Below are 26,453 nucleotides of genomic sequence, written 5' to 3' on the forward strand. Positions count from 1 at the left end.
CATTGCCAAAAAATGCCGTGGATTACCGCTTTAAATCAATGGAACGGAATAACCTGCTTCTTTGCGCTATCAGTCACGCAAGCCTGTTTGCAGGCATCCGCTCCCGATGGCAGTTGTGAAAGACGGAGCGCAGGAATGCCGGAACACATGACGGCGTTCCGCTCGGCAGGCAGGAATGCCGGACGGCATGAAAGCTATCCGGTAGCCATTCCATCGGGCAGGACGACTGGCAAGCCATCGGTCTTGCCCGTGCGAGAGCCGGAATGACGGCACGGCTGACTGAACGAATGACGGCAAGCCCGACAGACGGGATTGTATCAAGACTGCCGGAGAGTGTGCAGGGATGTGGAGTTGCTACCTTTAAAGCGAGACAGATTTAGACAGTAATTTTAAATTTGTAGAAATGCATAGAAAATTTGATGATTCGTTTAAGATAATGGCGGTCGATTTGAGCGTTGTTAAGGGATCTGTAGCCGATGTAGCTAAGGAATTAGACATAGACCCCAGTTTACTGAGTAAATGGCGTAGAAATCCACGTTATAATGGGAATAAGGTTTTACCTGACAATCCCAAGATCAGTCCGGAGGAGCAGGAGTTAAGGATTTTACGCAAGAAATTAAGAGATACAGAATTAGAACGCGATATCTTAAAAAAGGCCATAGCCATCTTCTCCAGGGGAGACGGTCCATATACCGGTTCATAAAGGAGAACCGAGAAGTATATTCCGTAGAGAAGATGTGCGAAGTATTGAACGTTAGCAGCAGTTGTTTTTACCGTTGGCTGGTTTGGCCCGAATCCCCCAGGGAACAACGCAGTAAAGCACTTGTGGATAAAATACAGCAGGTACACAGTGACAGTAAGTATATCTATGGCAGCCCACGGATAACCGCAGAGCTGCACAAAAAAGGTGAAATGGTATCAAGAAGCTACGTAGCAAGATTGATGAAGAAACATGGGATACGAAGTAAGGTTAAGAAAAAATATAGGGTGACCACAGATTCGAGCCATAGTTATAGGATAGCTGAAAATCTCCTCCAAAGAGATTTTTCAGCGGATTCCCTATCGCAAAAATGGGTTAGCGACATTACTTACATCCATACCGGCAAAGGGTGGCTTTATCTAACAACGGTTATCGATCTGGCGGACAGAAAAGTCATTGGATGGTCTTTAAGCACCGATATGACGACTAAAAACACTTCTGTACAAGCCATCAAAATGGCTATTAGAAACCGAGGTATCAAAGATGGTCTTATCTTCCATTCGGATAGAGGGATCCAATATGCCTGCGATGAATTCAGGAGGGTAATTGTAAAAAACAAGATACTTCAAAGCATGAGTAGGAAGGCCAATTGCTGGGACAATGCAGTAGCTGAGAGCTTTTTCAAGACACTAAAGGCTGAAATGATCTACCATAGAAAATTCATCGATCAGCAATCGGCTAAATTGGAGATCTTTGGATATATTGAAGGTTTTTATAATACCAAAAGAACACATTCTGCCCTGGGATATAAAACCCCTAAGCAGATCGAAGAGATGCTATTGGAAAAAGAGAAAATGGCAGCATAAAAAAGTCTCCTATTTTAAGTTGCAATTCCAGTGCGGAGTACACCCATCAGTTTTCCGGTTACAGGGATGTACAGATACCGCTCGAAACCTACACGGGCGAGGTGGGTTACAGTCTTCAGCTATTGGGCGATGCGAGAAAGACCGTCACGCTGAATGCAGGGCTTACAGCCGTGGCAGGTTACGAAACCATCAACCGGAGCGAAGCCATGTTACCGGATGGCTCGACCATCCTCGACAAAGACAATTTTGTCTATGGTACGGGCGGACGGCTCACGCTCGAAACGTACCTGTCCGACCGCTTTGTCCTGCTCCTGCAAGGTCGGACAAAAGTATTATGGGGTACGGATTTGAAACAGTTCCGTCCATCGGCAGGGATTGGACTAAGGTTTAACTTTTAAAATTGATTTACGATGAAAATATTAATCAGAAAGTACGGGCTACATTTGCAGGCAATGTTCCTGCTCTTGGCGATGTTGGTCTGCTCCGTAGTGCTGACCTCGTGTGAAAAAGACGACCTCGATATACAACAGAATTACCCTTTTGAGGTACAGGTGATGCCTGTACCCAAAGAGGTAGCGAACGGGCAGACCGTTGAAATACGGATTACCGTTCAACGGTCGGGCAATTTCAATGATGCGAAATACTTTATCCGCTATTTCCAGTTTGACGGACAGGGAACATTGCGGTATTACAGCGAACCGCCGTATATGCCCAATGATGTGTACCTATTGCCACAGACACAATTTAGGCTGTATTACACCTCGCAATCCACCGTATCACAGTCGTTTGATATTTGGATTTCGGATAACTTCGGGAACGAAAAACAGGTTAGCTTTCAGTTTAACAGTAGGGATTGACACTATAAATCCTGTCCGATGTGGACAGGATTTTTTCATTTTTGAAGTCTCTTATTTTCATGTTTTTTCGTAAATTCAAACAGTGGAAACAAATAGCTTATCGTTATGACTTCATCATTGGTAATAGGTATAATATTTTTGGTTTTGGGCTTGGGTCTACGTTACTGGATTAACCGCAGGAAGTTTTACAGGCGTAGCATGACCGGAGCGGAGGGATTTTCAAGTTATGAAAAGTCGGTTGCCATCAAGTTTATGGAACGTGTCGGCAAATGGATAGCCTACGCTTTGATTATTTTTGGAGTATTGTCGTTATGGGTTTATTCACGAGAGAAAAAAGAAACGACATCGCCAACGACTGAAATACAAAACCCACGATAGGCAACAATATAGTTATAAAGGAAACGGTACAGGTCTTTGTCGTCTGTACCGTTTTTTTGTACCGAATATTAGCCATGTTAAATACAAAATCAAGTGATAAGGGAATATTGCGTAAGAAAATCTACATTGCTATCTTTGCTAATAGAAAATATTGAATGCTTAAAGTGTTTTTGCTTTAAGTCTTGGTACTGAAAACTGGTAATTTTTATATCTCCGAGACAATAAGTAAGAACGCTCACGCCATAGGCGTGGGCGCTCGCTTATTTGGAGATAAGGTATACCAGTACCCCAGTATCGAGTAAGTGTAGTTGCCTGCGCTTTTTTTATTGCAGGTTTCGCTACTTTTAAAACAGATATTATGGATGCTGGAAAAGAAAACAAAAACAAAGTCTGTGTAGCGGTCATAGATAGCCATGCACAGCTTCGGGAGATGCCCGTAAAACAACTTGAAAATTCGGGTTATACGGTATTGTTCCAATCGGGTTACGGGCAGGATGCTCTACAAAAAATAAAAGAGGGTGGCAAGTTGCCGGATGTCTGTCTCATTGAGGAAGACTTTGCCACGGCTAAACTTTTGCTTGAAAAGCATCCCGATTTGAAAGTATTATTTTCCAGTACGAACGATAATGAGGAAAGCGTAACGGATATGCTGAAAACAGGTGTTTCGGGCTATATACTGAAATATGCTGACCCCGATGAATTGCTGACAGCCGTTAAGGTATTGAGCGAAAACAAAAAATATTTCAGTGTCGGGATTAGTAGGATAGCAACGAAATATTTTAAAAATCAATCACAATCTTAGGTTTCTTTGCTACTTTCTTTTTCGTCTCAACTCATGAAAGAAAGTAGTCTAATCCGAATACAACCTATTTGGAAAATGCAGGGTAAGGAACGGGGAAGCGGAAGCATTTAACAAAGGGGTTGTTCCGCTTTCCGAAAAAAGACGGTCCCGACCATCGGGAGGATCTGTCTTTTTGCCCATCCAATTTTTGAGGCAAAAAAACGGGAACGGCGTACCGCTCCCGAAATTCTAATCGTGTATATAGCTACAACTTTAAAATCGGCTTATTACTGCCCCTGTCATAGTTGATTTTGTACCCGTTGGACTGGATGACACCCTCTAATAAATTCCTCGCCTGTGTGGCATCCCAATCGTCAATTTTGGTCATGCCCATATAATGCAGTTTTTCAAACTGCTTCACCATTCGGGCAATAATGCTCAATGCCCTGTATTCCGTTTTATCCGCAAGATTGCTCATTTTCCTTTGATTTTAGTTGTACCAATTTTTTGTATATATCACGCCAATAGGCTTGCCTTTCCTTATCGCTCTCCACTGGTGGGATATGGTGCATATCCTTAAAATTTTCTGCCTGTGCAATGGCTTTATCAAGGTCGGTTACTTCTTTTCTCTGACCGTATAAATCTGAAATGTACATTTGTCTATTGGTTTAAGTCCGTTACAATCATTTTATCATGCCCGAATAGCAAGTGTATAGCCTCTTTTAGCTTCGGGCTACATTCTTCCCTGTCTGCATACTCAACAAGGCAGTTTATTAGAAATATGGCATTGTGACCGTCAAATAACTGGTCAGAAAATACCCGTGTGCTACGGTGTAACATGACGTTATACCGCTTTAAAACCTGTTCGGTATTACTGACCAAGCTAAACCAATAATCAGCGGTTAAAAATGTTCTTTTAGCCCAAATACTGCGTATATATTCCTCCTGCGCTCTGAAACGTTCCGTTTCCTGCTGTACAAAGAGGGTCAAATCTTTAAGGTTTTCGGGGAATAGCTTAGCAAGCAAATACCCTCTTTCAACGTTGTTCATTTCGTTCAATGCTTTCATGTCTTTATACTTTTTTAGTGTCAATCTTCTTCAATTTTATAATGGCACATTCGGGGCAATGCTCGGCGGTGGTTATCTGTTGTATTGCGCCCCTTTCACCGCTTAGCGATACTACTTTTACCCGTATCATGCCCGTATCATGTTTTAGGGTCGCTCTATAAGTTTCTATTATCATGGTTTTGATTTTTGATAGGCGACCACCTTTGCAGGCGGTCGCCTGTGGGTTAGCAATTATAAAATACGTGACCGCTATTGCTCCAATAGTCACCGCTAAACAGGTCACGGGCATAAGCCTCATAATCGAAGTACGTTTTTGCAAATTCGGGCAAGTCCATTTGCTCTACCTGTTCATAGGCAAAATCTTCCTCGTCCTTGTATTCCCCTATATAGTCATCGTCAAAGTCGCTTATTAGGTCGTCAATATCGCCCTCGGATAGCTTACGGTGTCCATTGTCGCACCATATTAGAAATGCCTCTTTTCGGGTTTCGTCCATATCTTCCAAAGCCTCCAAAACCTCAATTATGCTATCGTTTATCCAACTTTCGCCGATTAAGCCGTTCGGGATGTTTTCGTAGTCTTGAAACATAAATTCGGGGTCTTCCTCGTCATCGTGCAACTCCCTGCAAGCGGTGTAAAATTCTTCCTTGTCCGCATAATCGGATAGCGTTAGCCACTTCCCAAAGATTGAACCGTCATTATATTTTGCGTATGTGCCGACATATACCCTTGCTTCCGATGTGTTTGTTTGATGTGTCATTTCTTTACTGTTTTGAATTAATTTTTTTGATTTATTCGGCAATGAGAGGTGGTGCTGTTGTTTTGTTTCAATACCATTTCCAATGCTTATTTTCCTCATGCCTGACATTTTTTTTATTCGTGTAAAGAGCCGGAGTATGCTATGTTTCGTTTCGGGAGCAAGTCAAGGTTAGTGTTTAGGGCGACACAAGGTTTTGGGAAAAAAATACACCCAACGGGCTGGAGATTTTTTTTCCAAACGTGTCTTGACCTTGGGGCGACAGAAACACGGGTTACCTTTGCTCCATGAAACGTGAACAATAGGCATACTCGCTTTTTAGGCATAACCAAACGTGGAAGTAATGAGGATAGCATTGCCGAAATGGTTCTAAACAGGCAGACTATGCCAAGTAATTCAACCCAAAGACATATTCAAAGAGCCATTCCATCATATCTATAAGTTTGTTCGTGATGCGGATTATTCCGCTCGGTTAACAAGCAAAATAGAGTTGAAGATGGAGAAAGAAAAAGCGAACGATTTAACTCCCGAAAGAGTTGTACAAATCTTGAAAAAGAAAGGAACGGAGGTCGATTTAGAGGAAGCGCAAGCCATCTTGGAGTTTGTCAAGAAGATAGCTCACATTGCAGTTAACCAGTATCTAAGAGGAAAAGTTTAATCTAATGAACAAGGAAAACTGTTGTGATGAGAAAGGCAGATTTATACATACGTGTATCGACAGACGAGCAAGCGGACAAGGGATATTCGCAACGTGACCAAGAAGACCGATTAAGAAGATATTGTGAAATAAAAGGTATTCCGGTAAGAGATGTGTATATAGAAGACCATTCGGCAAAATCTTTCAAACGCCCAGAATGGCAGAAATATTTAACCAACCTACGCAAAACAAAGAACAACAAATCGGGGTCGATAATATTATTTACCAAATGGGATAGGTTCAGTAGAAACGCAGGGGATGCCTACCAAATGATTAACCAGTTACGGACACATGGCGTTGAGCCTGTTGCGATAGAACAGCCCTTAGACCTTACCATTCCCGAAAATAAAATCATGCTTGCGTTCTATCTTGCTTCGCCGGAAGTTGAGAACGACAGGCGTGCATTAAATGTTTTTCACGGAATGCGCAGGGCAAAAAAAGAGGGGCGGTATATGGGTACTGCTCCATTGGGATATGTCAACAAGATAACAGAGGACAAAAAGAAATACATTGCTCCGCATGACTTTGAAGCACCCATACTAAAATGGGCATTTGAGCAAATCGCATCCAATAACTTCAATACCGAACAGATATGGAGGAAAGTGCGGGAAAAAGCCGATAGCAAAGGGCGGTTTAGCAAAAATAATTTTTGGGTAGCTGTCCGAAACCCGTTGTACTGTGGCAAAATATTCATTCCTCCCTACAAAGAGGAAAAGGGGCATTTTGTCAAAGGACTGCATGAGCCATTAATCAGCGAAAAGCTGTTTGCAGATGTACAGGATATACTGGATGGGAGGAAGAGGGTTGTTAACCCCAAGATAGTAGCAACAGAGGATTTTCCTCTTAGGGGCTTCCTAAAGTGTCCTAACTGCGACAGGAGGCTTTCGGGTAGTGCTTCAAAAGGACGGAACGCATATTATAACTATTATCATTGTACTTCCTCCTGCGGAACACGGTTTAAAGCTGAACCCGTTAATGAGGCTTTTTTAAAACAGTTACGTTATCTGTCACCAAAGGCAGGTATGGTTGACGTTTTTATCGAAGCATTTATAAAAGACTTCAACAACCAAAACAAAATACAAAACACCCAACGGGCAAGTATCATAAGTGAGATTGATGCGTTGAACAAACGCTATCAAAATGCACTTTTAAAGAATGCCGATGGGGAAATGGCAGACGATGATTTCCAAGAAGTAAAGAAATTGACCAAAGGCAAAATCGAGAAATTGGAGAGACAATTAAATGATTTGGCGGTGGTAGGCAGTGAGATAAAAGACTTGGTAGCTTCTGCCTTAAAAAAGGTCGCAAACATTGATAGACGCTACGAAAACGGCGATATTGAGGAAAAACGAGAAATAATTGGTTCGATGTTCCCCGATTTTTTGGAATTTGACGGTACACGACATCGAACCGCTCGGCTAAATTCTGCGGTTACTCTTATCTATCAGAATAACAGCAAATTACAGAGCAAAAAAAATGGGACAAGTCTATCATTTTTAGACTTGTCCCAAGACGTGATCCCGCTGGGATTCGAACCCAGGACCCATACATTAAAAGTGTATTGCTCTACCAGCTGAGCTACGGAATCGAGCTTTCAAGTGTCTCTAACACCATTTTTTCTTTCTTCGAAAGAGCTGCAAAGATAGGATACTGTGCGATACAATGCAAGTTAAAACAATAGTTTATGCCGAAAAAAAACATAACTACTTAAAAAACAGTAAAAAAAAATTGAATAGATACGTCTTATCATGCAATCAATATAATTTTACCGAAATGTTTATTTGTTTCCATTAAAGCATGTGCACTTGAAGCCATATCTAGCGGATAAGTTTTATATATCACGGGAGAAAATCTTCCCTCATTTAAAATAGGCCAAACGTGCTGTTGGATTTCATTAGCAAGTGATGCTTTGAATACTTTACTCCTGCTTCTTAATGTACTCCCAGTAATAGTAATTCTTTTCTGCATCATTTTCATGATATTTAGGTTCACCAGATTACCCTTCATTGCATTTATATAAACTAATCGTCCTTCCTCTCTTAGAATATTGATGTTTTTCTCAAAATATGTTCCTCCAACCATGTCTAATATGACATCTACAGCTTGACCTTTAAATACTTTTTCAAAGTCACTTTCCTTATAATTTACACAGAAGTCAGCACCGAGGTCAACGCAAACCTGGCACTTCTCCTTAGATCCAGCTGTAGCCAGAACTTTTGCTCCCAATGCTTTTGCTAACTGAATTGCGGTTACGCCAATGCCGCTGCTACCACCGTGAACCAGTAAGGTTTCTCCAGCTATTAATTTACCCCGTTGAAAAACATTGTGCCAAACGGTAAAGATGGTTTCTGGTAGTCCGGCGGCTTCAGCAAAGCTGAAGCCTTTCGGGACTGGTAGACACTGTCCGCCGTGGACAGCAACATATTCAGCATAACCACCCCCAGCCAATAAAGCGCATACCTCGTCGCCCACACGCCACTTTTCTACGCTCTTCCCTACCGCTTTGATATAACCTGAAATTTCCAGACCAGGAATATCCTGAGAAACCCCTTGTGGAGCAGGATAGTTTCCTTTTCGTTGAAATACGTCGGGTCTATTGACTCCGGCAGCTTTCACTTGAATGAGTACTTCATCGTCTGAAATAAGAGGTATCTCTCGTTCTTGAGTGATTAATACATCCGGGTCGCCATATCCATTAATTGCAACAACTTTCATGATTTATTTAAATTATTTAAATGTATTATCCATGCTATAAAAAAATCTTTTAACTGCATCTTACCTTATTAATAAGCAGACAAAATCGTTTCATCTGCCTTTCATATATTTCTTCCCTTAATTAGTAGAATAGACCTTATTGATTTTTCTTTCAAATGTAAAAACCGCTTTCTTTCTTCATCTTGCATGAAATCTTCGAAATCACTATCTGATTCAAACCTTGCTATATGAATTTCATACGGCTTTTCGATATGCGCATCTATAATAGACGCTTCATTAGGTCGCATACGAAGCAAAAGCTGTCCATTATACTTTGAAATGGCAGGTATGGCTATCTCTTCAAATTGATGAAAAGTTTCCTCGAAACCTTCTTTTATATAAATAAGTTGGGTGATATAAAGCATAATATGTTGAAAAAATTTGACAACGTGTATTGATTTCAATCTGACCTCGATAGTAAAAACAGCACCTTAATCCAAAGTTATGTTTTTTAACAATGTATTCTTTTTTTTTATTAAAAAGCCTAACTTTGGGCTACCAAGTAATAATATTGACTTCGTAGCTCAGTTGGTAGAGCAACTGACTCTTAATCAGTGGGTCGAGAGTTCGAGCCTCTCCGGGGTCACCACATTAAAAAGTCGTTTTTTCGTATAGAAAAACGGCTTTTTTGCGTTTCTAAGCGCAGATTAGAAACCTCTGCACTTGCCGAATCGGATACCCCGAATCGGTGTGATTTACATAGTTTTTTGTTGAACTTCACGCAAAATCGTAACAAATAGGTAACGAAATTTTGTGTGCTAATTGAAAAATTATGGCAACCGTAAGCGCAAAAGTTTATGAGCACCACAAAAAAGCCGATGGCACCTACAATGTAAAAATCTGTGTCCATCACAAACGGGAGAGAAAGTTTATTGACACCAATCACTATGTTGTCAGAAAGCAACTAACCAAGGATTACAAAATCAAGGATTCTTTTGTTGTTGAAAAAGTGGATCGTCAATTAAAGGAATACCGCAAAGTCATCAGTGAGTTAGATGATCGACTCATTGATTTCACGGCTGAATCCCTTAGAGATTTTCTGAGAGACAAAGATGAAGATATCGACTTTGTGAAATTCTGCGACAACCATATTAAGAGGCTTAGAAACGATGGCAGGGAAAGAAGCGCGGACAACCATAGGGTAATACGTAATAGTCTTGTTGATTTTTTTAAGAGGGAGTCTTTCTCCATCAATGAATATTGGCTGAAAAATGCTAACAACTTCCATGTTTGGGATTACAATTTGTTTTGGATGAGCATCAGAACAAATGTGGCTGAGCGCTTAGCTGCTTTTTATAAATCCTAACGGATAGCTGTAAATCAATCAATAGCAGATTTATCCCATTTCAGCTATTGCTTCTTGAATAAAAGTGTGACCGAAGTCACACTTTTTTTGTGCGTTGCCTCCTTCCTAAAGGGTAGTGCCTCATCGTACCTTTGATATATCAAAAGCAATAAAGAGTATAACAATTTAAAATTTATAAATCATGAGTAAAAAAGTTTTGATTATCGCTTCCAATGCCAATGCCATTGGACCGAACAACAGAAGAACAGGTGTTTTTTTACCTGAAGTAGCCCACCCTTATGCCGAGTTTGATAAAGCTGGTTTTCACATCGACTTCGCTTCCTTAACAGGTGATACGCCTTATCTGGATGCGCTAAATTTAGCAGATGATGCTGACAACCTAAAATTTTTAACGGGCGATGGTTGGGATTTAATGCAAAAAGCTTCCAAGTTGGAAGATGTGGATACCAGTGTGTATGATGCTGTTTTTGTTCCGGGAGGATTAGCACCTATGGTAGACATGCCCGAAAACGAATTATTGAAAAAGGTGATTGTCGAGACTTACGAGCGTGGTGCCGTAATCAGTGCCGTATGTCACGGCCCTGTAGCATTCCTTAATGCCAAATTGAGTGATGGCTCCTATCTTGTTGAGGGCAAAAACATTTAATCCTTTACTACAAAAGAGGAAGACAATTATGCCAGAGCCGATGTTCCTTTTGATTTGCAAACAGCATTGGTAGCACAGGGTGCTATATTTCATGAGGCAGAACCTTGGCAGGATCAAAGCATTCAAGACGGACGAATAGTGACTGGACAAAATCCCGCTTCGGCAAAAAGTGTAGGCGAAAAAGTAGTCGCTTTATTAGCTGAAAAATAACACATTAGAGACAGTTCCTCTCGAACAATCAATAGGAATTGTTTCAATTAAAATTTAAAAATCATGAACAATAAAACAATCATAACCTTTGCCAAATGGCAGGTAAAACAAGGCAATTTAGAAACCGTAGTATCACTTTTGAAAGAAGCTGTTGCAAAAAGTTCTGCCGAAGAAGGCAACCTGAAGTATGAAGTGTATCAAGGCAATGATAACGAAAATATCTTGATGCTTTTTGAAGAATATAAAAATCAGGAAGCATTGGAATTTCATAGAAATTCCGCTCATTTTCAAGAAGTAGTAGTTGGAAAAATAGTACCGTTATTGGAAAACAGAGAAGTAATAATTAGTTCATTATTGGACTTTTAAAAATAATTAAAATGGAAAATAATATTCAAAATAAAGTTGTCGTCATTACTGGAGCCAGTAGTGGTCTGGGAGAGGAAACAGCCAAATATCTTGCTGAAAAAGGAGCGCGTGTTGTGCTTGGAGCAAGACGAGCAGATAAATTGGAACAAATTGTAGCAGAGATTACCTCAAAAGGAGGCACTGCAATATACCAAGTTACAGATGTAACCGATAAAGAACAAGTCCAGAACTTGGTTGACATCTCTGTAACTACTTACGGTAAAATTGACGTTTTGATTAATAATGCCGGTATCATGCCTATTGCTCCAATGTCTGAGCTTAGGATCGATGAATGGGACAGTATGATCGATATTAATATCAAAGGGGTCTTGTATGGAATAGCAGCGGCTTTACCAATTTTTCAAAAACAGGAGTCTGGGCATTTCATCAATTTAGGTTCTGTTGCGGGCATCAAGGTTTTCAGTCCAGGTGGTACTGTTTATAGCGGAACCAAATATGCGATTCGTGCTATAACCGATGGTCTTCGACATGAAGTTGGAGGAAATATACGAACAACTACGATAGAACCTGGGGCTATTGATTCGGAACTGAAGTTCGGTACAAAGCACGAGACCAGTGCCAAAGGTGTCAATAAATTCTATGAACTGGCTATTCCTGCCGCCTCTGTAGCAAGAGCCATTGCCTTTGCCATTGAACAACCTGCCGATGTAGATATCAATGAAATTGTATTACGCCCTACTGCGCAGGAGTTTTGATGCTTATAAATAATAATATCATTAACAATTTAAAATTTATCAACATGAAAAAGTTCATTATCGCAACACTGGCAATTGCCTTTTTCTCTTCGTTTGCACAAGGCAAAAAAGAAAATAGTACCGTAAAAAAAGAAACCATTAAAAGTGAAGCAAAAGCAGACAAAAAAGTTTTAATCATTGTATCAAATGCCAACGCAATTGGTCCAAACAATCGTAGAACGGGCATCTTTTTGCCAGAAGTGGCTCATCCGTATGCAGAATTTGACAAGGCTAATTATCAAATTGATTTTGCCAGTTTAACAGGTGATACTCCATATTTAGATGCGCTAGAATTGGCAAATGACCCACAAAACCTCTCTTTTTTAACAGGAGAAGGATGGAAAGTCATGCAGAAAGCCGTAAAACTATCGGATGTTGATGTCAGTAAATACGACGCCATCTTTGTGCCCGGCGGTTTGGCACCGATGGCTGATATGGCTGAAAATGCGCTTCTTAAAAAAGTAATTAAAGAGACGTTTGAAAGAAATGCTGTTGTGGGTGCCGTGTGTCACGGTCCGGTATCGTTATTAAATGTAAAACTTAGCAATGATTCCTATTTAGTAAAGGGTAAAAATATTACCTCCTTTACAGATGAAGAAGAAAAAGCTTATGCTCTGGCAGATGTGCCTTTTCTTCTTGAAACTGCCTTGACAGAACAAGGCGCAAAATTCCATGCTGCTGAATCTTGGTCTGCTCATAGCATCGCTGATGGTAATTTGGTAACAGGTCAAAACCCTGCTTCGGCAAAAGGAGTGGCTGAAAAAATGATCACGATCTTAAACACATCCAAATAAGAATAGGCTGATAATTATCCCATTTATCCTCTTTGTCGGATAGGGGGATAATCATCGATTAAAAATGAGGTGGCATGAAAAACAGTAAGGTTATATTTACGATAATGGTATTGCTAATATTTACCATGGATAGTTTGGCTCAGACGAAGAAAGCGATGACACAAAACCTCGATGCTTCAAAAAATACCTGTCAGATGATGATAAAAGATAGTAGTGTCATTCATGTTTTCGCCAAGTGGAAAGTCAAGCACTATGCAGACCAATGGTTGCTTAGCACAGCCTTAAACTATACGATTTTGCAGCCAGGCACCCTGGAAGAAAAAAAGGGTTCGGGAATGATAACAGTCAACGTAGAAAACCCGGGGTGGAAATGCCTTTGAAAATGTAGTGACTACCTTGGTTGAAGTACTAGAAAATACAGCTGCATTCAAAAAAGTCATCACGATGCACGATGGTGAAACTCCTATCAGAAAAGCTATTTCGACGTTATAATTTTATCAACAAAAATAAAAATAGGTATTATGCAGAACACCGTAAAAATAGAGTCACCTTACGACTTGAGCGTCATCAAAGAGTTGAATTTGATTGACAACAACGAGCTTGAAAAGACCATACAAACGGCTCAAAATCTTTTTGAAAACCAATCGCTCTGGATTCCTGCTTTTAAACGAATAGAGATATTGGAAAAAGCTGCTTCACTCATGAATGACAGCATAGAAGAACTGACGCATTTGGCACTGAGTGAAGGAGGAAAACCTTACAAAGATTCGAAAGCAGAAGTTTTAAGAGCCATCAAAGGTGTGAAATTAGCAGCCGAGCATATTTCACAAATCAGAGGTGAGCAAATTCCAATGGCATTGACGGAATCTGCTCAAAGCCGATTGGCTTTTACCACCAAAGAACCGATTGGTATTGTAGCTGCCATCAGTGCTTTTAATCATCCGTTGAACTTAGCGGTGCATCAGGTTGCAACAGCATTTGCAGCCGGTTGTCCGGTCATATTCAAACCAGCCATGACAACCCCCATGTCCGGTATGGCCTTAGCAGAAATTTTTAAGGAAGCCGGCGCACCCGAAGGTTGGGTACAAGTGGTGCTTTGTGAAAGAGATTTAGCCGAAGCATTGGTTACCGATTCACGAATTCATTTTTTCTCCTTTATCGGCTCGGCTAAAGTAGGTTGGTATTTGCACAGCAAACTGTCGCCGGGTACAAGAAGCGCTTTGGAACACGGCGGTGCAGCACCTGTAATTGTAGAACAAGACGCTGATTTTGATGAAATGATTCCAGATTTGGTAAAGGGCGGGTTCTATCATGCCGGGCAGGTTTGTGTTTCGGTGCAAAGGGTTTATGTGCATGAAGGGATTATCGAAAATTTTATCGAAAAATTTGTAACAGCTACTAATCAATTAACCGTTGGAGACCCTGCGGATACAGCGACAGATGTTGGTCCTTTGATTTTACCCAAAGAAGTAGACCGTGTAGCAGAATGGGTAAATGAAGCGATTGCCGAAGGAGCTCAATTACTTACCGGAGGAAAACGGATTTCAGAAACCCTTTATCAACCTACTGTTTTGCTCAATCCTTCTGAAAAATCTAAAGTATCGATCAATGAAATTTTCGGTCCTGTGGTTTGTATTTATTCCTATTCGGATCGAAATGAAGCCATCAAGAGAGCCAATGCGTTGGATGTACATTTTCAGGCTGCGGTATTTACAAAAAACATAGACGCCGCTTTGGATACGGTAAAAAAACTAAATGCTACTGCGGTGATGGTCAACGACCATACGGCGTTCAGAGTAGATTGGATGCCTTTTGGAGGAAGAGATACATCTGGAATTGGTATGGGTGGAATTTCCTATACAATCAACGAAATGATACGAGAGAAAATGACGGTGATAAAGAGTAAATATTTGTGATTAAAAAATTATTATAACTGTAATAAATTATAATAGCCACTACTTGATCTGACAGTCATGGGTACTAAAAAACTGACAGTCGTTCAGCTAATATACTCCATTTCCTTCAAACTCGACAGACTAATTTGGGTCACGACCTCTCTCTGTGTGGAGGAGGAGTTGGTTACAAAATGATTTTCGGATAATGCTTCCAACAACTTTCTTAGCTTGCGCCATCGCTTGACCGATTGGCTTTTTGTCAGGATGTTTTTTATATCTCCAAAGATCCATTTCCCCATTAGTACAAGGTCGCTCCACAAGACAAATGAAAAAATGCTTTCAGAACCGTAACAAATACGTAACGGCACAAAATTCTGTGGTTTCAAAAAATGTTCATATATTGCTTCTGTAAAGCGTAAACGCTGAATTTGCATCATGTAAAAAGGTACAGGCCGAAAGTCTCTTAGTCAGCGGGTCGAGAGTTCGAGCCTCTCCGGGGTCACTGTTTGCTAAAGCTCTTTTTTTTAAAAAAAGGGCTTTTTTCTATGCATAAACGCATAATCTGAACCCTTCCACCTATCGGTTACCTTACTGACGTTTCGTTAAGTTGCGCAGCCCCTCTGCCGAATTGACCAAAAAAGGTTGCTAGAGCCAAAAGAGATACAAATACGTCACAGTTTTTTAAAAAAAACTGGAAAGATGGCAACCGTAGAGTGCAAAATTTTCTGGCATCACATGAAGTCGGATGGCAAATGTAATGTCAAAATCAGGATTGACCACAAAGGCGAGAAAAAGCACATCAACACTTCGGCATTTCGTCGGACAAAACCAAATCAACAAAAACTTCCAGATCAAAGCCCCTTCATAAAGAACGTGGTGAACAGGACGCTGGACGAATACTGCGTTGCCATCAGTAGCTGAATCTGTTCACAGCGCAGGACGTAAAGGATTGCCCACTGAATCTGGGCAGGGAAGTGGACTTCCTTAAATTTATCAAGGAGTATATCGACCAGCTACGCAAAGAGGCCAAGGAAGAACGTGAAAAGGGCTACTCTGACCAAGGATTTTCGGTTTCCACCCTCAGATCTTCCATAGCTTCGTTTTGAAACCTCAATCTGAAACCAAAATTAGTCCGTGTTTCTTCAGCATAAAAACGGGACAGTAGCCTATCCACGATTTATTTCGCCGAGCGACTTCATTATTTGTTTTTCACTAAGCTGACAAAAAAAGCGCTTACTTCTCCATACATTTCCCGGGTCATTCTGTTGATTTCGGTAGGATAACTTACGGTTAGCTGGTCTTTCCTGCCAAACAGGTTATAAACGCTGTGCACCGGAACCAACATCTCTTTTAATGCCGGAAGGTCCGTATGGCTATCCAGCTGGGGAGCGATGATGAGCATTGGCGTCGGAGCCGCGGCGGCAATGATCTCTCCGAAGTCTACCGGAGTGGCTTCCGGATTTGCAGCGAAAAGCCCCAGCCGAGGCATGAATCCATGTAAGTGCGAGTAGGTTCTCAATGTCTCAAACTGGCTGTTGGATGTTCGCAGGGGCGAAAATGCGGCCACTGTCGCTACCCCGGCGACTCGGTTATCCACGGCCGCAGTTAGCAGCGAAACGCTTCCGCCGATTGCATTGCCCAGTAAATAAACATGCGCTGTGTCCAAATAATCGATATCTTCAACGGCGTCTATACAGCTTCTCAGGTCGTGTACCATCTTTCCCATTTTCGACCATTTCGCGTAACGGGTATAGAAATGCTTCGCTTCTTCGATCCGGGTCCCAAAGCCGTACATATCGATTGCCAGGACCGCAAACCCTTTTTCAACCAGTTCGTTGAACAAGTCCGTCGTCCCTTTGCGGCCATCCTTATCGTAACCTTTTGAAAAGCCTGTTGAATAGGCATATTGATGCGCATAGATGATAACCGGAAGCTTACCGTTCGCCTTCAGCCGAAGCTCGCCTGATTCATCCACCGGACAATATAAAACACCTGATATGGCATCGCCGATGGCCGCATAGGGGCTGATATAAACTTCCCGGGCTCCATTGATTGTCGGGCGGGGATTGATGCCTTCAATCCAGTCATGCTGTGGCCGTTGCCAACTACCAGCGTTCACCGCCCGGACACCCGGTGGTTCCTCGCCGAGCGTCCAGTTTAGATTGGAGATGATTTTTTTCCGGTCGTCGTCAAAATCCACTACCGAAGCATAGCGGTCGTTTAACTGCACGGGCGTAATATGGCCGGCCTCTTTGCGTTCCTCCTCATGTGTTCGCTCCCATTCACTAAAATCATACGTATAATACAGGTGGTTCACCCATTTTATCGGAAGCCGGTTAAAATAACCATCCAAGAAGTCAATGGTCTGCTCAACGTCCCGTGTGGGCACGGGTAGATGCCCTCCCATCCGGGTATGGACACCGATGTGTTCAGGAACACCCAAGAAGTCATACACTTTTTTTGCCGAATAGTAATTTTGTTCAATAGCCCATGAATTCAATCCTTCTTCCACGATGGAATAGTGAAATAACAACCCCCTGGGAGCAATCAGTGCTGCCAGTAAATGCTGATCCACGGGCAGCTTATCTTCCCTGCCGGAAAAAAACTTCAGCCTCGGCTGGAACCAATGGCCATTCCAGGCGGTCACATAATCCAACGTTTCGCTCGCATACTGCGGATCGCAATACCGCCATGGCATATCTCCCCCTGTACTCGAACTGCTCGATACTACCGCAGCTATCCGCTCATCGAAAGCAGCCGCCCATAACGATTGTTTGCCGTTTCTGGAGTGCCCGGTGATAGCGATTTGCGCTTTATTCACCTCATCCCGCGTAAACAGGTAATCGACCACGCGAGATGCGCCCCAAGCCCTGCGCATCAACCCGCTGAAATCATAGTCGGGATAAAGAAACATATAGGCGTCCGTATCATCCTTCAGGTCAGCTCCTGCATACACGCAGCCTATATAGCCTCGCTTAACCGCCAGCTGGGCCCATTCCCGATGGTTCCATTGGGTCATGAAAACCGGGCGGGGGGACCTCCCTTCGGGAATCATCAGTTCCAAAGTCATCGTTGCGCGGTGTTGTGGACCGAACCGCAATCTGATTAGCTGTATACGCGTTCCCTGTTCGACGGTGTCCGAAAGAATTTCCGCTTTGATATTGCCGGGGGTTGGGGGTACATGCCCCGATATCCAGTATTGGTATTGCTCCTTGATCCACTCCCGCTTTTCGCTCCATTCTTTTGCAGTCTTGATCGCCTGAACCTTGCCTTCGTTTAGGTTGGTCAGTGGATCAGGCAGCATGGGGATCGATGGCATACTGGAAAAATCCGGCGGCAACTCGCCTGTTCGATGGAGCCAATCCGTCCACGTGCTGTCCTGCACAGTGATACGCCTTGAGTTTTCCCGGAACCGTTGCTGGATATTGATCTTCAGGATCTCATCCAGATATTGTTTCTGTCTTTCGATTGGTGTGGTCTGGGAAAACGCGTTATCAAAACTTAAAAAACCGATCACCAGCCATAAAATCGTTTTTTGTATCATACCTTGTTGCTGATTATTTTGTGCTGTTTTAAGATCGCTAATATCCGGGGGGTAATGACCTGAATCATCCTGTCAAACCCCATGTCATTTGGATGTGTACCATCTACCGTACCCTCATGATCGTGGCCCAGAAAGTCAACTGCTGGAATAAGATGGAGGTTTTTTACGCCATTCTTTTGCAATTTCATCACTTCCTCTTCTATATACTGATTCTGAAGGGCTACCTTTTCGCCCGTAGCCCGGTTAACATAACCGCTTTCCCGTATCACACTCTGCATGACAATGATCGGGGCATCCGGGTGCCTCGCGCGAATGGCCTTGACCAGATAGCCGGTACGTTCCCGTATCAGGGTAGGCGAACTGTTGGGCACGCAATCCAGCACAAATGCGTCCGCACTGATTTCAGCAATCATATCCGCCACTTCCTTTTCCATCTGGGCACTAGCCCCCATCCCTAAATTGAGGAAATTCAGCCCTGTACTCCTTGATAAGCGAGCCGGATAGGCCAATCCCGGCCTACTGGCAGCGGCACCCTGCGTGATACTCGATCCATACACTAAAATCCGATGGTCAAACGGTTGCCCGCCCGCGGAAATAGCCGCACCCTCATCGATACCAATACTTATGTGCGTTGTTTCGGTGTAAAGCGGCAGATATAATAGGAACTCTTTTTCCGTGCTATCCATGCCCTGGCTGACCGTTGTGGCAGCACGCGCGCTATTCGTCCGTGGCCTGGCTACGCCGGCATACTGCCACGCGCCGTGCTCCCTGACATACAGATCAAACCCCCGATAAGCGACCTCCGTCATGACTGCCGATGGCATCGTTTCCGTGGTGTGCCATTTGATATAAATAGCTTGACTAGTTGTCTTGAATGAAATGGCCAGGCCTGCAGATTGCGTCAACCGCTTTGTCACATTGTCCGGCAAACCTGTATACAAAGCCGTGTCCACGCGGTGGTAGGGAACCGTTGTCGGCATCACCTTTCCCAAGATCGTAAGGTCCTCGGCCGGATAGTACATTACTCCCTTCTTTTCCTGTGCAAATCCCCCTGTGTAAAATCCCTGTAGCCACATGGCAACGAGACCGTACAGCACATATCGTGCACCGGCCAGTCTCCTACGCAAGCGGTTATTGGGTACTTTTCTTTTTCTATTTTTCATAATGTTAGCGGCTAAGTCATTTAACTACTCCACCGCAACGCGCGGTGGAGTAGTGCACCGTTAATTAATCGCCATGATCGTATTTCACGTATAACCAATTGGGGCGGGCCCTTTCGAGCGTTCCGTTACCGTCTATCAGCGGTGTAATCCGTTCGCCATTAACCATGGTTGTTACACTGCCACCGCCATCCAGATTAAATGCAAACCGAACATCAAGTGCAGACAAAATCCTAACCAGATCTTGGGCAGTCATGCCTTCCCCGTCGTACCCTCTTCCACCGCAACTTAACACCAAAACATTACCATTATCATACTGTGCGATAACTTGCCGGGGGTGTTTTACGGAAGAATTTCCAACAGAATCGAGAACAGCCTGTGGTACCGGCTGATGGTCTTCGATCAGCGGGATAAACGCTGTAAGGGCATCATTTGCGCCATCAGTTAGCATATTCGCAGCTGTTTCCCAGGGCAGGTAAGCAAGCAGTTCATTCTCATCCTTTATACCCAATGTATATCTTCTGGATGTAAGCGCCTGAACAATATTACCATCAATAATCTGAATTCCAACAGGTTCCCTGACGTTCGGCGGTAAATTACTCTTTCCCATTGATGCATTAAATGCTACGCAGCAATCCATTCTTCTTGCAAATTCAGTACCTGTTTCGCCCTCCACTTTGGCGGCATGGCCGTTCATGAGTCTAATGGTATTCCCATTGTTATCCTCACGGTTTATCTCCGTCAAATGATAATAGGTTTCTGAAATTTCATCATAATGCCGCGTTACCGTATACACGCTATCGCACCACGCTGGCGCATAGGTCGGTGTGGCGCCTGTCAACGTAAAATCATCGAACCATACATTGGCATTCCGGGTAGACTCGCTGCCCGCACCTGCCCGATAGTTTGAAAAGAGGAGTTGACTGATCTTCCGCTTTGTATGATCCTTCGTCCATCGTATGGGTATGTTCAACACCTCAACATCATTGATGTATAGCTCAGCCCTGCCGTTCCGATCCATCTTCGTATTCGCTTTGATCACCATTTTCACGTTGTACCACACACTTCCCGTGAGGCCTCCCGAGGCCGGATAGCGCGCACCAAAGTCGTCGCCTGCCGTGCCAGGCTGATCCGCATAGTAAGCATAGGGTTTAAAATACGAATCGCCGTTAGCATCCGTGTCCCACGCCAAACGGAACGTACCCCCTTCGCCATCGGCTCCGTCACCAATCTGAAGACCAAATCCAATTCTACCTGCTGTTGCGAAATCGAAGTCCGCGTGGAATTTAATTTTGTAATTCAGCTCATATGCTTCAAGCGTATCGATCCTACTGTTCGTAATCACGCCGCCATTGGCCCCGTACTCGTCTTTCAATAACGTTACACGCAACCGGCTCAGTGAAATCAGCGTCCGTGCCTGCTCAACCTGGGTAAACCCATTGATATCGCCGAAATCCGTTCTGGCCATGGCAACGTTATAGTGCTCGCCGTCTGTCCAGTTGTCCCAATTCACCGAAATAGTTGGGGATAAAAGGGCCTTTCCTGACAACTTTTCTAAAGCTAATGTATCATTGCCGGTTAACAAATGCTTGTCGCAAGCCATAGTAAACAACGAACAAGAAGCTACTATTGTAGCCAACATAAAAAAAGATTGCTTTTTCATCATTTTTATAGTTAATTAAACCCAGGATTTTGAGGCATTTTTTCAGTCAGGTTAGCATCAATAACGACCTGAGGGATCGGGTAAAGCGTATCACGGGCTGCGGCCGTTTGCCCACCGCGAAAGTTATACGCTTTCACACGTTCTAACCATTTTCCGACCCGAAGCAACGTATAACGTCGGTGTTCTTCCCCAATCAATTCTCTTGAGCGCTCATCCAAGATAAAATCGATTGTTACATCGGAAGCTGATATTTCGCTGGCGTGTGCCCTTCTCCGAATGGTATTGATGGTCTCGGCCGCACCTGATGTGTTGCCCAGCTTTAATTGGGCCTCTGCCTTAAGCAGATACGTTTCAGCAAGTCGAAGATAAGGCTGGTCGTCATAAGAACCCCTTAATTCATTGACACTAGGTGTATACGTATCGTATTTTCGGATAAAAGGATAAGCGTTGACGAAATTATTGCCTATGCCGGTTAAATCGTTTTCCCAGCTCAGTTTGATCGTGTCTCCGTACTGGTATCCGGGCGGCAAATTATCGGCTGGCGCTGGTGCGTTCCCAGCGGCATTTTGCAAGATGTAGTATTTCCTTATCGCATAATTGGAGCCACGGTCATCCTGTGGCTCATATAAATCAATAGCCCATTTGGTCGGTTGTTCCCGACCGATTCCGATGCCTCCTCGTTCGACCGTATGTCTTAACGGAACGACACCGTCGACCATAATCTGCACATGTTGATTAGTTGCATTGTGATACCTGCGCATAATGCTTCCACCATCGCCGCCCCCGCCGATGACATTGTATTCCCACTGCCATACCCACAACGCTTCTGTGTTCCCTTCTTGCCGGTTGGCGTTGCCGCCGTAAAACATATCCATAAAAGCAACCCCCGGTTGACTGGCCCTAACCCCATAGCGTTGCGTTATCAGCTCATAATTAGGGGTATTGATGCACTGATCCGCCAAAATCAAAGCGCTGTCCGGCTGTCCGGTGGTCAGGTAAAATTCAGACAGATAATGCTGCACGGCGCCTTTACTGATTTTCCCCCGTACCGGCGGTTCTACGTCAAGGTATTGTTCAGCATAGAGCCAGTCCTCCTTCATTTGGTTGCGGATTTGTGCTACAGATGCACGCATCCAGTCTGTTTTTATATTCGACCCTGATGATTCTTCCAGATTCAGCGGAACATCGCCCCAGCAAAACGTGAGATGCCTGTACGCCCATGCCCGTAATGCTTTTGCCTCGGCGATTACCCTGGTTTGGTTTTCTTCTGCAGTTCCTCCTGCTCCGTTCCAATCAACATCTGTTCGGGTTTCAGCTTGGTTGATGATGGTATTTGCCCCATTGATTATTTGATACAACCACAAGAAAATGCTACTGAGGTTAGAGTCGGTGGAAACATTTCGGGTATCCCATGTCAAAGCGATGAAGCCTATTCCTCCTCTTTGATTAGGAACGATATTATCCGTCCCAAGCATGGCTATATCAGCCCTCAGGTTCTCGGTGGTACCATCCCTTCCTTCCCGCTCGCCCCTCACAAGTGAATATAGTCCATTGAGCCCTGCTTCAAACCCATCTAAACTGGTGTAGAGTGTTTCAGTTGTGATCAAATGAGGGGGATGTTCTCCCAGCCACTTATCGTGGGAGCAGGATTCGACAAGAAATATCGCGATAAAGACAACGATGATGTGTACTTTCCTTTTCATAACATAACGCGTTTAAAAATCTAAAATTCGAGGTTCATTCCAATGGTATATTCCTTTTGCAGTGGAACATCCAGCTGATTAGTCAGCTCCGGGTCCAACCCGCCAAACTTGGTAAACGTATGCAGGTTTCGTCCGGACACGTAAACCCGTAATTTACCTAGGCCCAAATTAGGAATCACATTTTTCGAAAAATCGTAAGAAAGTGAAACATCCCTAAGTCTGATAAAGCCAGCCTTTTCGTAAGGGGGTGCTGTATATCCTTCTTGCACATTAGCATCAAGACGGTTCATGTACCAACTGTTCGTCGGGTTGTCCGGCGTCCACCAGTTCTTTTTGGTGGTATTGGAAAGAATCGTCCGACCGACAGCATCTGACAGCAAGGTATTTTCTATGGTCATGCCGTGCATGCCATAAACAAACACACTTAACCTGAAATTTTTATATGAAAGTACATTATTCATCCCCCAGGTAAATTTCGGGTCTCGCTGGCCAATAATCCTACGGTCATAATCCGGAGAAAGTATCCCGTCGGGTTGGCCATCCGGTCCACTAACATCTTGGATCTTGATAAATCCCGGTTGCGTGCCACGGGCTTCCGCCTCTGCCGCTTCATCCAGTTGCCAAACGCCAATCCAGTTATAATCATAATTTACGCGTATGGGTTGTCCAATAAACCAACGATTTGCCACATCGTCTATTTCGTTGCCGTTTTCATCCATATATCCATATAGGGAAACAATTTTATTTTTCACAAAAGCAATATTCCCGTTCGTTACCCATGTAAAATTAGGTGTGGATACATTGGTGGACACTAACGAAATTTCCAGTCCCCTATTTTCGGTTTCTCCTATGTTTTGCGTAATGGACGTAAAGGCGCTCACGGGAGAAATGGTCCTGTCTAGGAGCAAGTCAAAGGTATTTGATTTGTAAACGTTAATATCCCCGCTAATCCGGTTATTTAACGCGATAAAATCCAACCCTATATTCAATGTTCTGGATGACTCCCATCCCAGGTTTTCCGTGCCCAGTTTGCTAGGCGAATATCCCGGCAAAGTAGTTGAACCGGCCACCACGTCTTGAGAAGCTAAGCGGGATATGGTTTCATAAGCTGAAACCGCCTGGTTTCCATTAAGCCCTATCGAGCCCCTTAACTTCAACTCGCTAAAAATAGTGCTCCATTTAAAGAAATCTTCATTTGCAATATTCCAGGCAAGAGCCATTGAAGGGAAAAAGCCTCGTTTGGTTTTTACCCCAAAACCAGAATAACTGTCACTACGTCCAGTCAGGGTCAACAGATACCGGCTATCGTATGAATAATTTACGCGACCCATCGTCGATATCAGAGCAGTTTCACTATTCGAATAGCTAGGGACAATCAACGACGCTTGCTGTGCGCCATACCATGATAAAAAGTCATTTGGAAAACCTTGTGCACTTATGCTATTTGTGTTATTTCGAACATTTTCAAAACTGTAAAGCCCGGTTAGGAAAACACTGTGTTTACCAAAGTCCCTGTTGTAATTCACAATATTTTCAATCACAATATTCCTCGATATTCCCCTGCTTGTGGAGGCATCTCCATCGACTAACCTGCCCCTTTGGGTATCGCGCCCATAATAAGTGGCGTTGTTGGCTAATCCAAACCTGATACCCGTATTTATCCGATATTGCAACCCTCTAGCAAATGGAAAATCGACAATTCCGTAATTGTTGGATACCACTTGGTAGGATTCGTCGATATTATCTGCAAGAAGCCCCATCAATGGATTACTATACGTATTGTACTCCGGCCATGGGTTAATGTTCTGGTTCCCATTTTCATCGAGTGGGGTGGTCAACGGATTATACGTGTAAGCACCCTGGCTTCCGTCCAATATTGGGGAAATGCCCCCAGCATCGTTATACCTAAGCTGGGTTCTTGTGCCGATGGTCAACCAATTTTTTAATTTGGTGTCTACGTTTATTCGAGTGGTAATTTTCTTGAATTTGTCATTTACGGCCAATCCTTTTATATCAAGCAAATCTCCGGATATATAAAATTTCGTGTCCTTAAATCCGCCCGAAAAAGAAAGATTGTGATTGGTACTCATTCCCTTGCGTAAGACAAGGTCTGACCAATCTGCAAATATACCCGAGTCATAAACCGCCTGCTCCGAAGGGGTCATTGAAGTCGGCTCCCGCTCCAGTTTAAACTGATAAAACTCCTCTCCGGTCATCATCTCCGGTAAGTTCGCAAAGCGCTGCATGCCGTAAAAGCCGTTGTAATTCAATTTTGTTTCTCCACTATTTCCTGATTTTGTGGTCACCAAAATAACGCCGTTACTCCCCCTAGACCCATATATTGCAGCGGCAGACGCATCTTTTAAAACCTCAACAGACAGTACGTCATTCGGGTTTACATCGCCCAGACTCCCTGCTACGCCGTCTACTACAACCAACGGATCGTTACTCGCTTTTATCGAGTTCCTTCCCCTGATCATAACCGATTCCGAAGGCGCAGCACCGGCCGTCGTAGTTTGCACCGACACGCCGGGAATTCCACCCTGGATAGCCTGGGTCAAACTAGCGTTAGAAATCCCTTCCAACCTGTCCGCGGAAAGCGATGCGATAGATCCGGTAATATCACCCCGCTTTTGTGTCCCGTATCCCACCACAACCACCTCATCCAAATTAGAGACAGTCTCCACGAGCTCTACATTCAGATTTTCTTGCTCGTCGACTATAATCTCCTGACTGGCGAAACCAACAGAGCTAAAGATCAAGGTTACACTGTCCCCTTCGGGGAAGCGTAATGTGTAAAAGCCATTTTGATCCGTACTGGTCCGAATAGCCGTTCCCTTCAGCTGAATACTCACCCCAGCTAATGCCTGTCCGTCTTGATCTACTACCGTACCCGAAATCTCCCTGTTTTGCCTTTTATCAACAATTTCAGCGAACCCACCCACTTTGCTGCTATCATAAGCAGGTTGTTCCCACTTTTTTATCAAAATCGTCTTATCTTTTATCACATACGTCACCGGAAGTCCCTTCAAACACACCTCCAGGACCTCTTCCAGGGGAGCGTCCCTGAATGTTACCGAAATAACCCCTTTCTCATCCAGGTTATCCAGCGCATACACCACATCGTAGCCCGTCTGTTGGGTAATTTCCTTGAACATCGTTTTCATGGTCACTTGTTCTGCCGAATAGGTTATTTGCTGTCCTAAACTCTCGGCGCTTACATGGATCAATGAAATAGCCAATAAAAGAATTGTAAACTTCATCCGCATAACCATTCGTTTTAGTACAAGATGGGTACTTGATAAGCTACGCGCTTTTACGGACGGACCCATCATACACGGCCGCCCAAAAGGGAATAAAATTTTTCTTGTATAAATTTTATACATTTGTATATCTGCTTGACAGGTGGTGTTTCCTTGCTTCCAACATCGTACACCACCAGGTTAATCCATTTAATTTATCCCGCCTCAAGCGGGGCCACTGGCAGATAAAGGGATTTCGACGCAAATCGGAATC

The 26,453-nt window shown here is 43.5% G+C and carries 28 protein-coding genes, 2 tRNA genes and 1 pseudogene; 17 read left to right on the forward strand and 14 right to left on the reverse strand.

The window, feature by feature from the left end:
* The first annotated feature begins 403 nt into the window (after positions 1–403).
* The 6 genes from H8S90_RS18715 to H8S90_RS18740 all read left to right on the forward strand — a co-directional run bounded on the left by H8S90_RS18715 (position 404) and on the right by H8S90_RS18740 (position 3,603).
* Positions 404–703, forward strand: coding sequence for a transposase (locus H8S90_RS18715; RefSeq protein ID WP_187339052.1), 300 nt, complete (start codon positions 404–406; stop codon positions 701–703).
* Entirely contained in the window at positions 631–1,566 is a 936-nt protein-coding gene (locus H8S90_RS18720) for an IS3 family transposase (protein ID WP_255501942.1), read from the forward strand. Before H8S90_RS18715 ends, H8S90_RS18720 begins: the two co-directional genes overlap by 73 nt.
* 11 nt (positions 1,567–1,577) lie before the next feature.
* Positions 1,578–1,964, forward strand: coding sequence for a conjugal transfer protein TraO (locus H8S90_RS18725; RefSeq protein WP_255501961.1), 387 nt, complete (start codon positions 1,578–1,580; stop codon positions 1,962–1,964).
* A 54-nt stretch (positions 1,965–2,018) separates the two neighbouring features.
* A complete protein-coding gene (locus H8S90_RS18730) occupies positions 2,019–2,423 on the forward strand; it encodes a DUF3872 domain-containing protein (RefSeq protein WP_370525704.1) in 405 nt (134 codons plus the stop codon).
* Positions 2,424–2,528: 105 nt separating this feature from the next.
* Complete coding sequence (locus H8S90_RS18735; protein WP_187339355.1) at positions 2,529–2,801, forward strand: molybdenum ABC transporter permease; 273 nt, start codon at positions 2,529–2,531, stop codon at positions 2,799–2,801.
* Positions 2,802–3,159: 358 nt separating this feature from the next.
* Complete coding sequence (locus H8S90_RS18740; protein ID WP_187339356.1) at positions 3,160–3,603, forward strand: response regulator transcription factor; 444 nt, start codon at positions 3,160–3,162, stop codon at positions 3,601–3,603.
* Positions 3,604–3,847: 244 nt separating this feature from the next.
* Here the strand turns inward: H8S90_RS18740 and H8S90_RS18745 are convergent, their stop codons facing one another.
* From H8S90_RS18745 to H8S90_RS18765, 5 genes are read right to left on the reverse strand one after another with little or no spacing between them, the layout of a single operon-like run.
* The gene (locus H8S90_RS18745) at positions 3,848–4,060 is read right to left on the reverse strand and encodes a hypothetical protein (RefSeq protein ID WP_187339357.1); all 213 of its coding nucleotides are present in this window, start codon (positions 4,058–4,060) and stop codon (positions 3,848–3,850) included.
* A complete protein-coding gene (locus H8S90_RS18750; protein ID WP_187339358.1) occupies positions 4,041–4,238 on the reverse strand; it encodes a 3-isopropylmalate dehydratase in 198 nt (65 codons plus the stop codon). The genes H8S90_RS18745 and H8S90_RS18750 overlap by 20 nt, the downstream gene beginning before the upstream one ends.
* 4 nt (positions 4,239–4,242) lie before the next feature.
* On the reverse strand, positions 4,243–4,650 hold the full coding sequence (locus H8S90_RS18755; RefSeq protein WP_187339359.1) for a hypothetical protein: 408 nt from the start codon (positions 4,648–4,650) through the stop codon (positions 4,243–4,245).
* A gap of 4 nt (positions 4,651–4,654) precedes the next feature.
* Positions 4,655–4,825, reverse strand: a complete 171-nt coding sequence (locus H8S90_RS18760; protein WP_187339360.1) for a hypothetical protein — start codon at positions 4,823–4,825, stop codon at positions 4,655–4,657.
* Between the two features lie 49 nt (positions 4,826–4,874).
* Entirely contained in the window at positions 4,875–5,507 is a 633-nt protein-coding gene (locus H8S90_RS18765) for an antirestriction protein ArdA (protein WP_255501656.1), read from the reverse strand.
* Between the two features lie 394 nt (positions 5,508–5,901).
* Between H8S90_RS18765 and H8S90_RS18770 the strand changes: the two genes are divergently transcribed.
* Both H8S90_RS18770 and H8S90_RS26265 read left to right on the forward strand, forming a co-directional pair.
* The gene (locus H8S90_RS18770) at positions 5,902–6,063 is read left to right on the forward strand and encodes a hypothetical protein (protein WP_187339361.1); all 162 of its coding nucleotides are present in this window, start codon (positions 5,902–5,904) and stop codon (positions 6,061–6,063) included.
* Positions 6,064–6,089: 26 nt separating this feature from the next.
* Positions 6,090–7,091 (forward strand): annotated as a pseudogene (locus tag H8S90_RS26265) (recombinase family protein); the annotation flags it as partial.
* Between the two features lie 526 nt (positions 7,092–7,617).
* On the opposite strand, the gene H8S90_RS18780 reads toward H8S90_RS26265, so the two are convergent.
* From H8S90_RS18780 to H8S90_RS18790, 3 genes are all read right to left on the reverse strand, one after another.
* Positions 7,618–7,690, reverse strand: a tRNA-Lys gene (locus H8S90_RS18780).
* Between the two features lie 158 nt (positions 7,691–7,848).
* A complete protein-coding gene (locus H8S90_RS18785; protein WP_187339362.1) occupies positions 7,849–8,817 on the reverse strand; it encodes an NAD(P)H-quinone oxidoreductase in 969 nt (322 codons plus the stop codon).
* A 101-nt stretch (positions 8,818–8,918) separates the two neighbouring features.
* A complete protein-coding gene (locus H8S90_RS18790; protein ID WP_187339363.1) occupies positions 8,919–9,221 on the reverse strand; it encodes a DUF1330 domain-containing protein in 303 nt (100 codons plus the stop codon).
* Positions 9,222–9,369: 148 nt separating this feature from the next.
* Between H8S90_RS18790 and H8S90_RS18795 the strand changes: the two genes are divergently transcribed.
* The 9 genes from H8S90_RS18795 (at position 9,370) to H8S90_RS18830 (ending at position 14,888) form a co-directional block, all read left to right on the forward strand.
* Positions 9,370–9,445 (forward strand) — tRNA-Lys (locus tag H8S90_RS18795).
* 183 nt (positions 9,446–9,628) lie between these two features.
* Positions 9,629–10,162, forward strand: a complete 534-nt coding sequence (locus H8S90_RS18800) for a hypothetical protein (RefSeq protein WP_187339364.1) — start codon at positions 9,629–9,631, stop codon at positions 10,160–10,162.
* Positions 10,163–10,343: 181 nt separating this feature from the next.
* Complete coding sequence (locus H8S90_RS18805; RefSeq protein WP_222852134.1) at positions 10,344–10,808, forward strand: type 1 glutamine amidotransferase domain-containing protein; 465 nt, start codon at positions 10,344–10,346, stop codon at positions 10,806–10,808.
* A 54-nt stretch (positions 10,809–10,862) separates the two neighbouring features.
* Complete coding sequence (locus H8S90_RS25975; protein ID WP_222852135.1) at positions 10,863–11,018, forward strand: hypothetical protein; 156 nt, start codon at positions 10,863–10,865, stop codon at positions 11,016–11,018.
* Between the two features lie 63 nt (positions 11,019–11,081).
* Positions 11,082–11,384, forward strand: a complete 303-nt coding sequence (locus tag H8S90_RS18810) for a putative quinol monooxygenase (protein WP_187339365.1) — start codon at positions 11,082–11,084, stop codon at positions 11,382–11,384.
* Positions 11,385–11,395: 11 nt separating this feature from the next.
* Entirely contained in the window at positions 11,396–12,139 is a 744-nt protein-coding gene (locus tag H8S90_RS18815; protein WP_187339366.1) for an SDR family oxidoreductase, read from the forward strand.
* 44 nt (positions 12,140–12,183) lie between these two features.
* The gene (locus H8S90_RS18820) at positions 12,184–12,972 is read left to right on the forward strand and encodes a type 1 glutamine amidotransferase domain-containing protein (protein WP_187339367.1); all 789 of its coding nucleotides are present in this window, start codon (positions 12,184–12,186) and stop codon (positions 12,970–12,972) included.
* Between the two features lie 74 nt (positions 12,973–13,046).
* Positions 13,047–13,352: a hypothetical protein gene (locus tag H8S90_RS18825; protein WP_187339368.1), complete on the forward strand. Its 306-nt coding sequence runs from the start codon at positions 13,047–13,049 to the stop codon at positions 13,350–13,352.
* A gap of 141 nt (positions 13,353–13,493) precedes the next feature.
* A complete protein-coding gene (locus tag H8S90_RS18830; protein ID WP_187339369.1) occupies positions 13,494–14,888 on the forward strand; it encodes an aldehyde dehydrogenase family protein in 1,395 nt (464 codons plus the stop codon).
* An 83-nt stretch (positions 14,889–14,971) separates the two neighbouring features.
* On the opposite strand, the gene H8S90_RS18835 is transcribed toward H8S90_RS18830, so the two are convergent.
* The 6 genes from H8S90_RS18835 to H8S90_RS18860 all read right to left on the reverse strand — a co-directional run bounded on the left by H8S90_RS18835 (position 14,972) and on the right by H8S90_RS18860 (position 26,200).
* Positions 14,972–15,304 carry a hypothetical protein gene (locus H8S90_RS18835; protein WP_187339370.1) on the reverse strand — a complete coding sequence of 111 codons (333 nt, stop codon included), beginning with the start codon at positions 15,302–15,304 and terminating at the stop codon, positions 14,972–14,974.
* A gap of 761 nt (positions 15,305–16,065) precedes the next feature.
* Positions 16,066–18,186: an alpha/beta fold hydrolase gene (locus H8S90_RS18840; RefSeq protein WP_255501657.1), complete on the reverse strand. Its 2,121-nt coding sequence runs from the start codon at positions 18,184–18,186 to the stop codon at positions 16,066–16,068.
* A 221-nt stretch (positions 18,187–18,407) separates the two neighbouring features.
* Positions 18,408–19,574 (reverse strand): SGNH/GDSL hydrolase family protein, encoded by a 1,167-nt coding sequence (locus H8S90_RS18845; RefSeq protein ID WP_222852136.1) that lies wholly within the window; start codon positions 19,572–19,574, stop codon positions 18,408–18,410.
* A 64-nt stretch (positions 19,575–19,638) separates the two neighbouring features.
* Positions 19,639–21,237 carry a phosphodiester glycosidase family protein gene (locus H8S90_RS18850; RefSeq protein WP_187339372.1) on the reverse strand — a complete coding sequence of 533 codons (1,599 nt, stop codon included), beginning with the start codon at positions 21,235–21,237 and terminating at the stop codon, positions 19,639–19,641.
* An 8-nt stretch (positions 21,238–21,245) separates the two neighbouring features.
* Positions 21,246–22,937: a RagB/SusD family nutrient uptake outer membrane protein gene (locus H8S90_RS18855; protein ID WP_187339373.1), complete on the reverse strand. Its 1,692-nt coding sequence runs from the start codon at positions 22,935–22,937 to the stop codon at positions 21,246–21,248.
* 20 nt (positions 22,938–22,957) lie between these two features.
* Positions 22,958–26,200: a TonB-dependent receptor gene (locus H8S90_RS18860; RefSeq protein WP_222852137.1), complete on the reverse strand. Its 3,243-nt coding sequence runs from the start codon at positions 26,198–26,200 to the stop codon at positions 22,958–22,960.
* Between the last annotated feature and the right edge of the window lie 253 nt (positions 26,201–26,453).

Source organism: Olivibacter sp. SDN3, from assembly GCF_014334135.1.
In the GTDB taxonomy this organism is placed as follows: Bacteria; Bacteroidota; Bacteroidia; order Sphingobacteriales; family Sphingobacteriaceae; genus Olivibacter.

Bases quoted from the DNA above. Each gene is read 5' to 3' on its own strand.
- H8S90_RS18715 (WP_187339052.1), top strand. From the start codon at position 404: ATGCATAGAAAATTTGATGATTCGTTTAAGATAATGGCGGTCGATTTG.
- H8S90_RS18730 (WP_370525704.1), top strand. From the start codon at position 2,019: ATGTTCCTGCTCTTGGCGATGTTGGTCTGCTCCGTAGTGCTGACCTCG.
- H8S90_RS18735 (WP_187339355.1), top strand. From the start codon at position 2,529: ATGACTTCATCATTGGTAATAGGTATAATATTTTTGGTTTTGGGCTTG.
- H8S90_RS18740 (WP_187339356.1), top strand. From the start codon at position 3,160: ATGGATGCTGGAAAAGAAAACAAAAACAAAGTCTGTGTAGCGGTCATA.
- H8S90_RS18745 (WP_187339357.1), bottom strand. From the start codon at position 4,060: ATGAGCAATCTTGCGGATAAAACGGAATACAGGGCATTGAGCATTATT.
- H8S90_RS18750 (WP_187339358.1), bottom strand. From the start codon at position 4,238: ATGTACATTTCAGATTTATACGGTCAGAGAAAAGAAGTAACCGACCTT.
- H8S90_RS18755 (WP_187339359.1), bottom strand. From the start codon at position 4,650: ATGAAAGCATTGAACGAAATGAACAACGTTGAAAGAGGGTATTTGCTT.
- H8S90_RS18760 (WP_187339360.1), bottom strand. From the start codon at position 4,825: ATGATAATAGAAACTTATAGAGCGACCCTAAAACATGATACGGGCATG.
- H8S90_RS18765 (WP_255501656.1), bottom strand. From the start codon at position 5,507: ATGAGGAAAATAAGCATTGGAAATGGTATTGAAACAAAACAACAGCAC.
- H8S90_RS18770 (WP_187339361.1), top strand. From the start codon at position 5,902: ATGGAGAAAGAAAAAGCGAACGATTTAACTCCCGAAAGAGTTGTACAA.
- H8S90_RS18785 (WP_187339362.1), bottom strand. From the start codon at position 8,817: ATGAAAGTTGTTGCAATTAATGGATATGGCGACCCGGATGTATTAATC.
- H8S90_RS18790 (WP_187339363.1), bottom strand. From the start codon at position 9,221: ATGCTTTATATCACCCAACTTATTTATATAAAAGAAGGTTTCGAGGAA.
- H8S90_RS18800 (WP_187339364.1), top strand. From the start codon at position 9,629: ATGGCAACCGTAAGCGCAAAAGTTTATGAGCACCACAAAAAAGCCGAT.
- H8S90_RS18805 (WP_222852134.1), top strand. From the start codon at position 10,344: ATGAGTAAAAAAGTTTTGATTATCGCTTCCAATGCCAATGCCATTGGA.
- H8S90_RS18810 (WP_187339365.1), top strand. From the start codon at position 11,082: ATGAACAATAAAACAATCATAACCTTTGCCAAATGGCAGGTAAAACAA.
- H8S90_RS18815 (WP_187339366.1), top strand. From the start codon at position 11,396: ATGGAAAATAATATTCAAAATAAAGTTGTCGTCATTACTGGAGCCAGT.
- H8S90_RS18820 (WP_187339367.1), top strand. From the start codon at position 12,184: ATGAAAAAGTTCATTATCGCAACACTGGCAATTGCCTTTTTCTCTTCG.
- H8S90_RS18825 (WP_187339368.1), top strand. From the start codon at position 13,047: ATGAAAAACAGTAAGGTTATATTTACGATAATGGTATTGCTAATATTT.
- H8S90_RS18830 (WP_187339369.1), top strand. From the start codon at position 13,494: ATGCAGAACACCGTAAAAATAGAGTCACCTTACGACTTGAGCGTCATC.
- H8S90_RS18835 (WP_187339370.1), bottom strand. From the start codon at position 15,304: ATGATGCAAATTCAGCGTTTACGCTTTACAGAAGCAATATATGAACAT.
- H8S90_RS18840 (WP_255501657.1), bottom strand. From the start codon at position 18,186: ATGCCATCGATCCCCATGCTGCCTGATCCACTGACCAACCTAAACGAA.
- H8S90_RS18845 (WP_222852136.1), bottom strand. From the start codon at position 19,574: ATGAAAAATAGAAAAAGAAAAGTACCCAATAACCGCTTGCGTAGGAGA.
- H8S90_RS18850 (WP_187339372.1), bottom strand. From the start codon at position 21,237: ATGATGAAAAAGCAATCTTTTTTTATGTTGGCTACAATAGTAGCTTCT.
- H8S90_RS18855 (WP_187339373.1), bottom strand. From the start codon at position 22,937: ATGAAAAGGAAAGTACACATCATCGTTGTCTTTATCGCGATATTTCTT.
- H8S90_RS18860 (WP_222852137.1), bottom strand. From the start codon at position 26,200: ATGAAGTTTACAATTCTTTTATTGGCTATTTCATTGATCCATGTAAGC.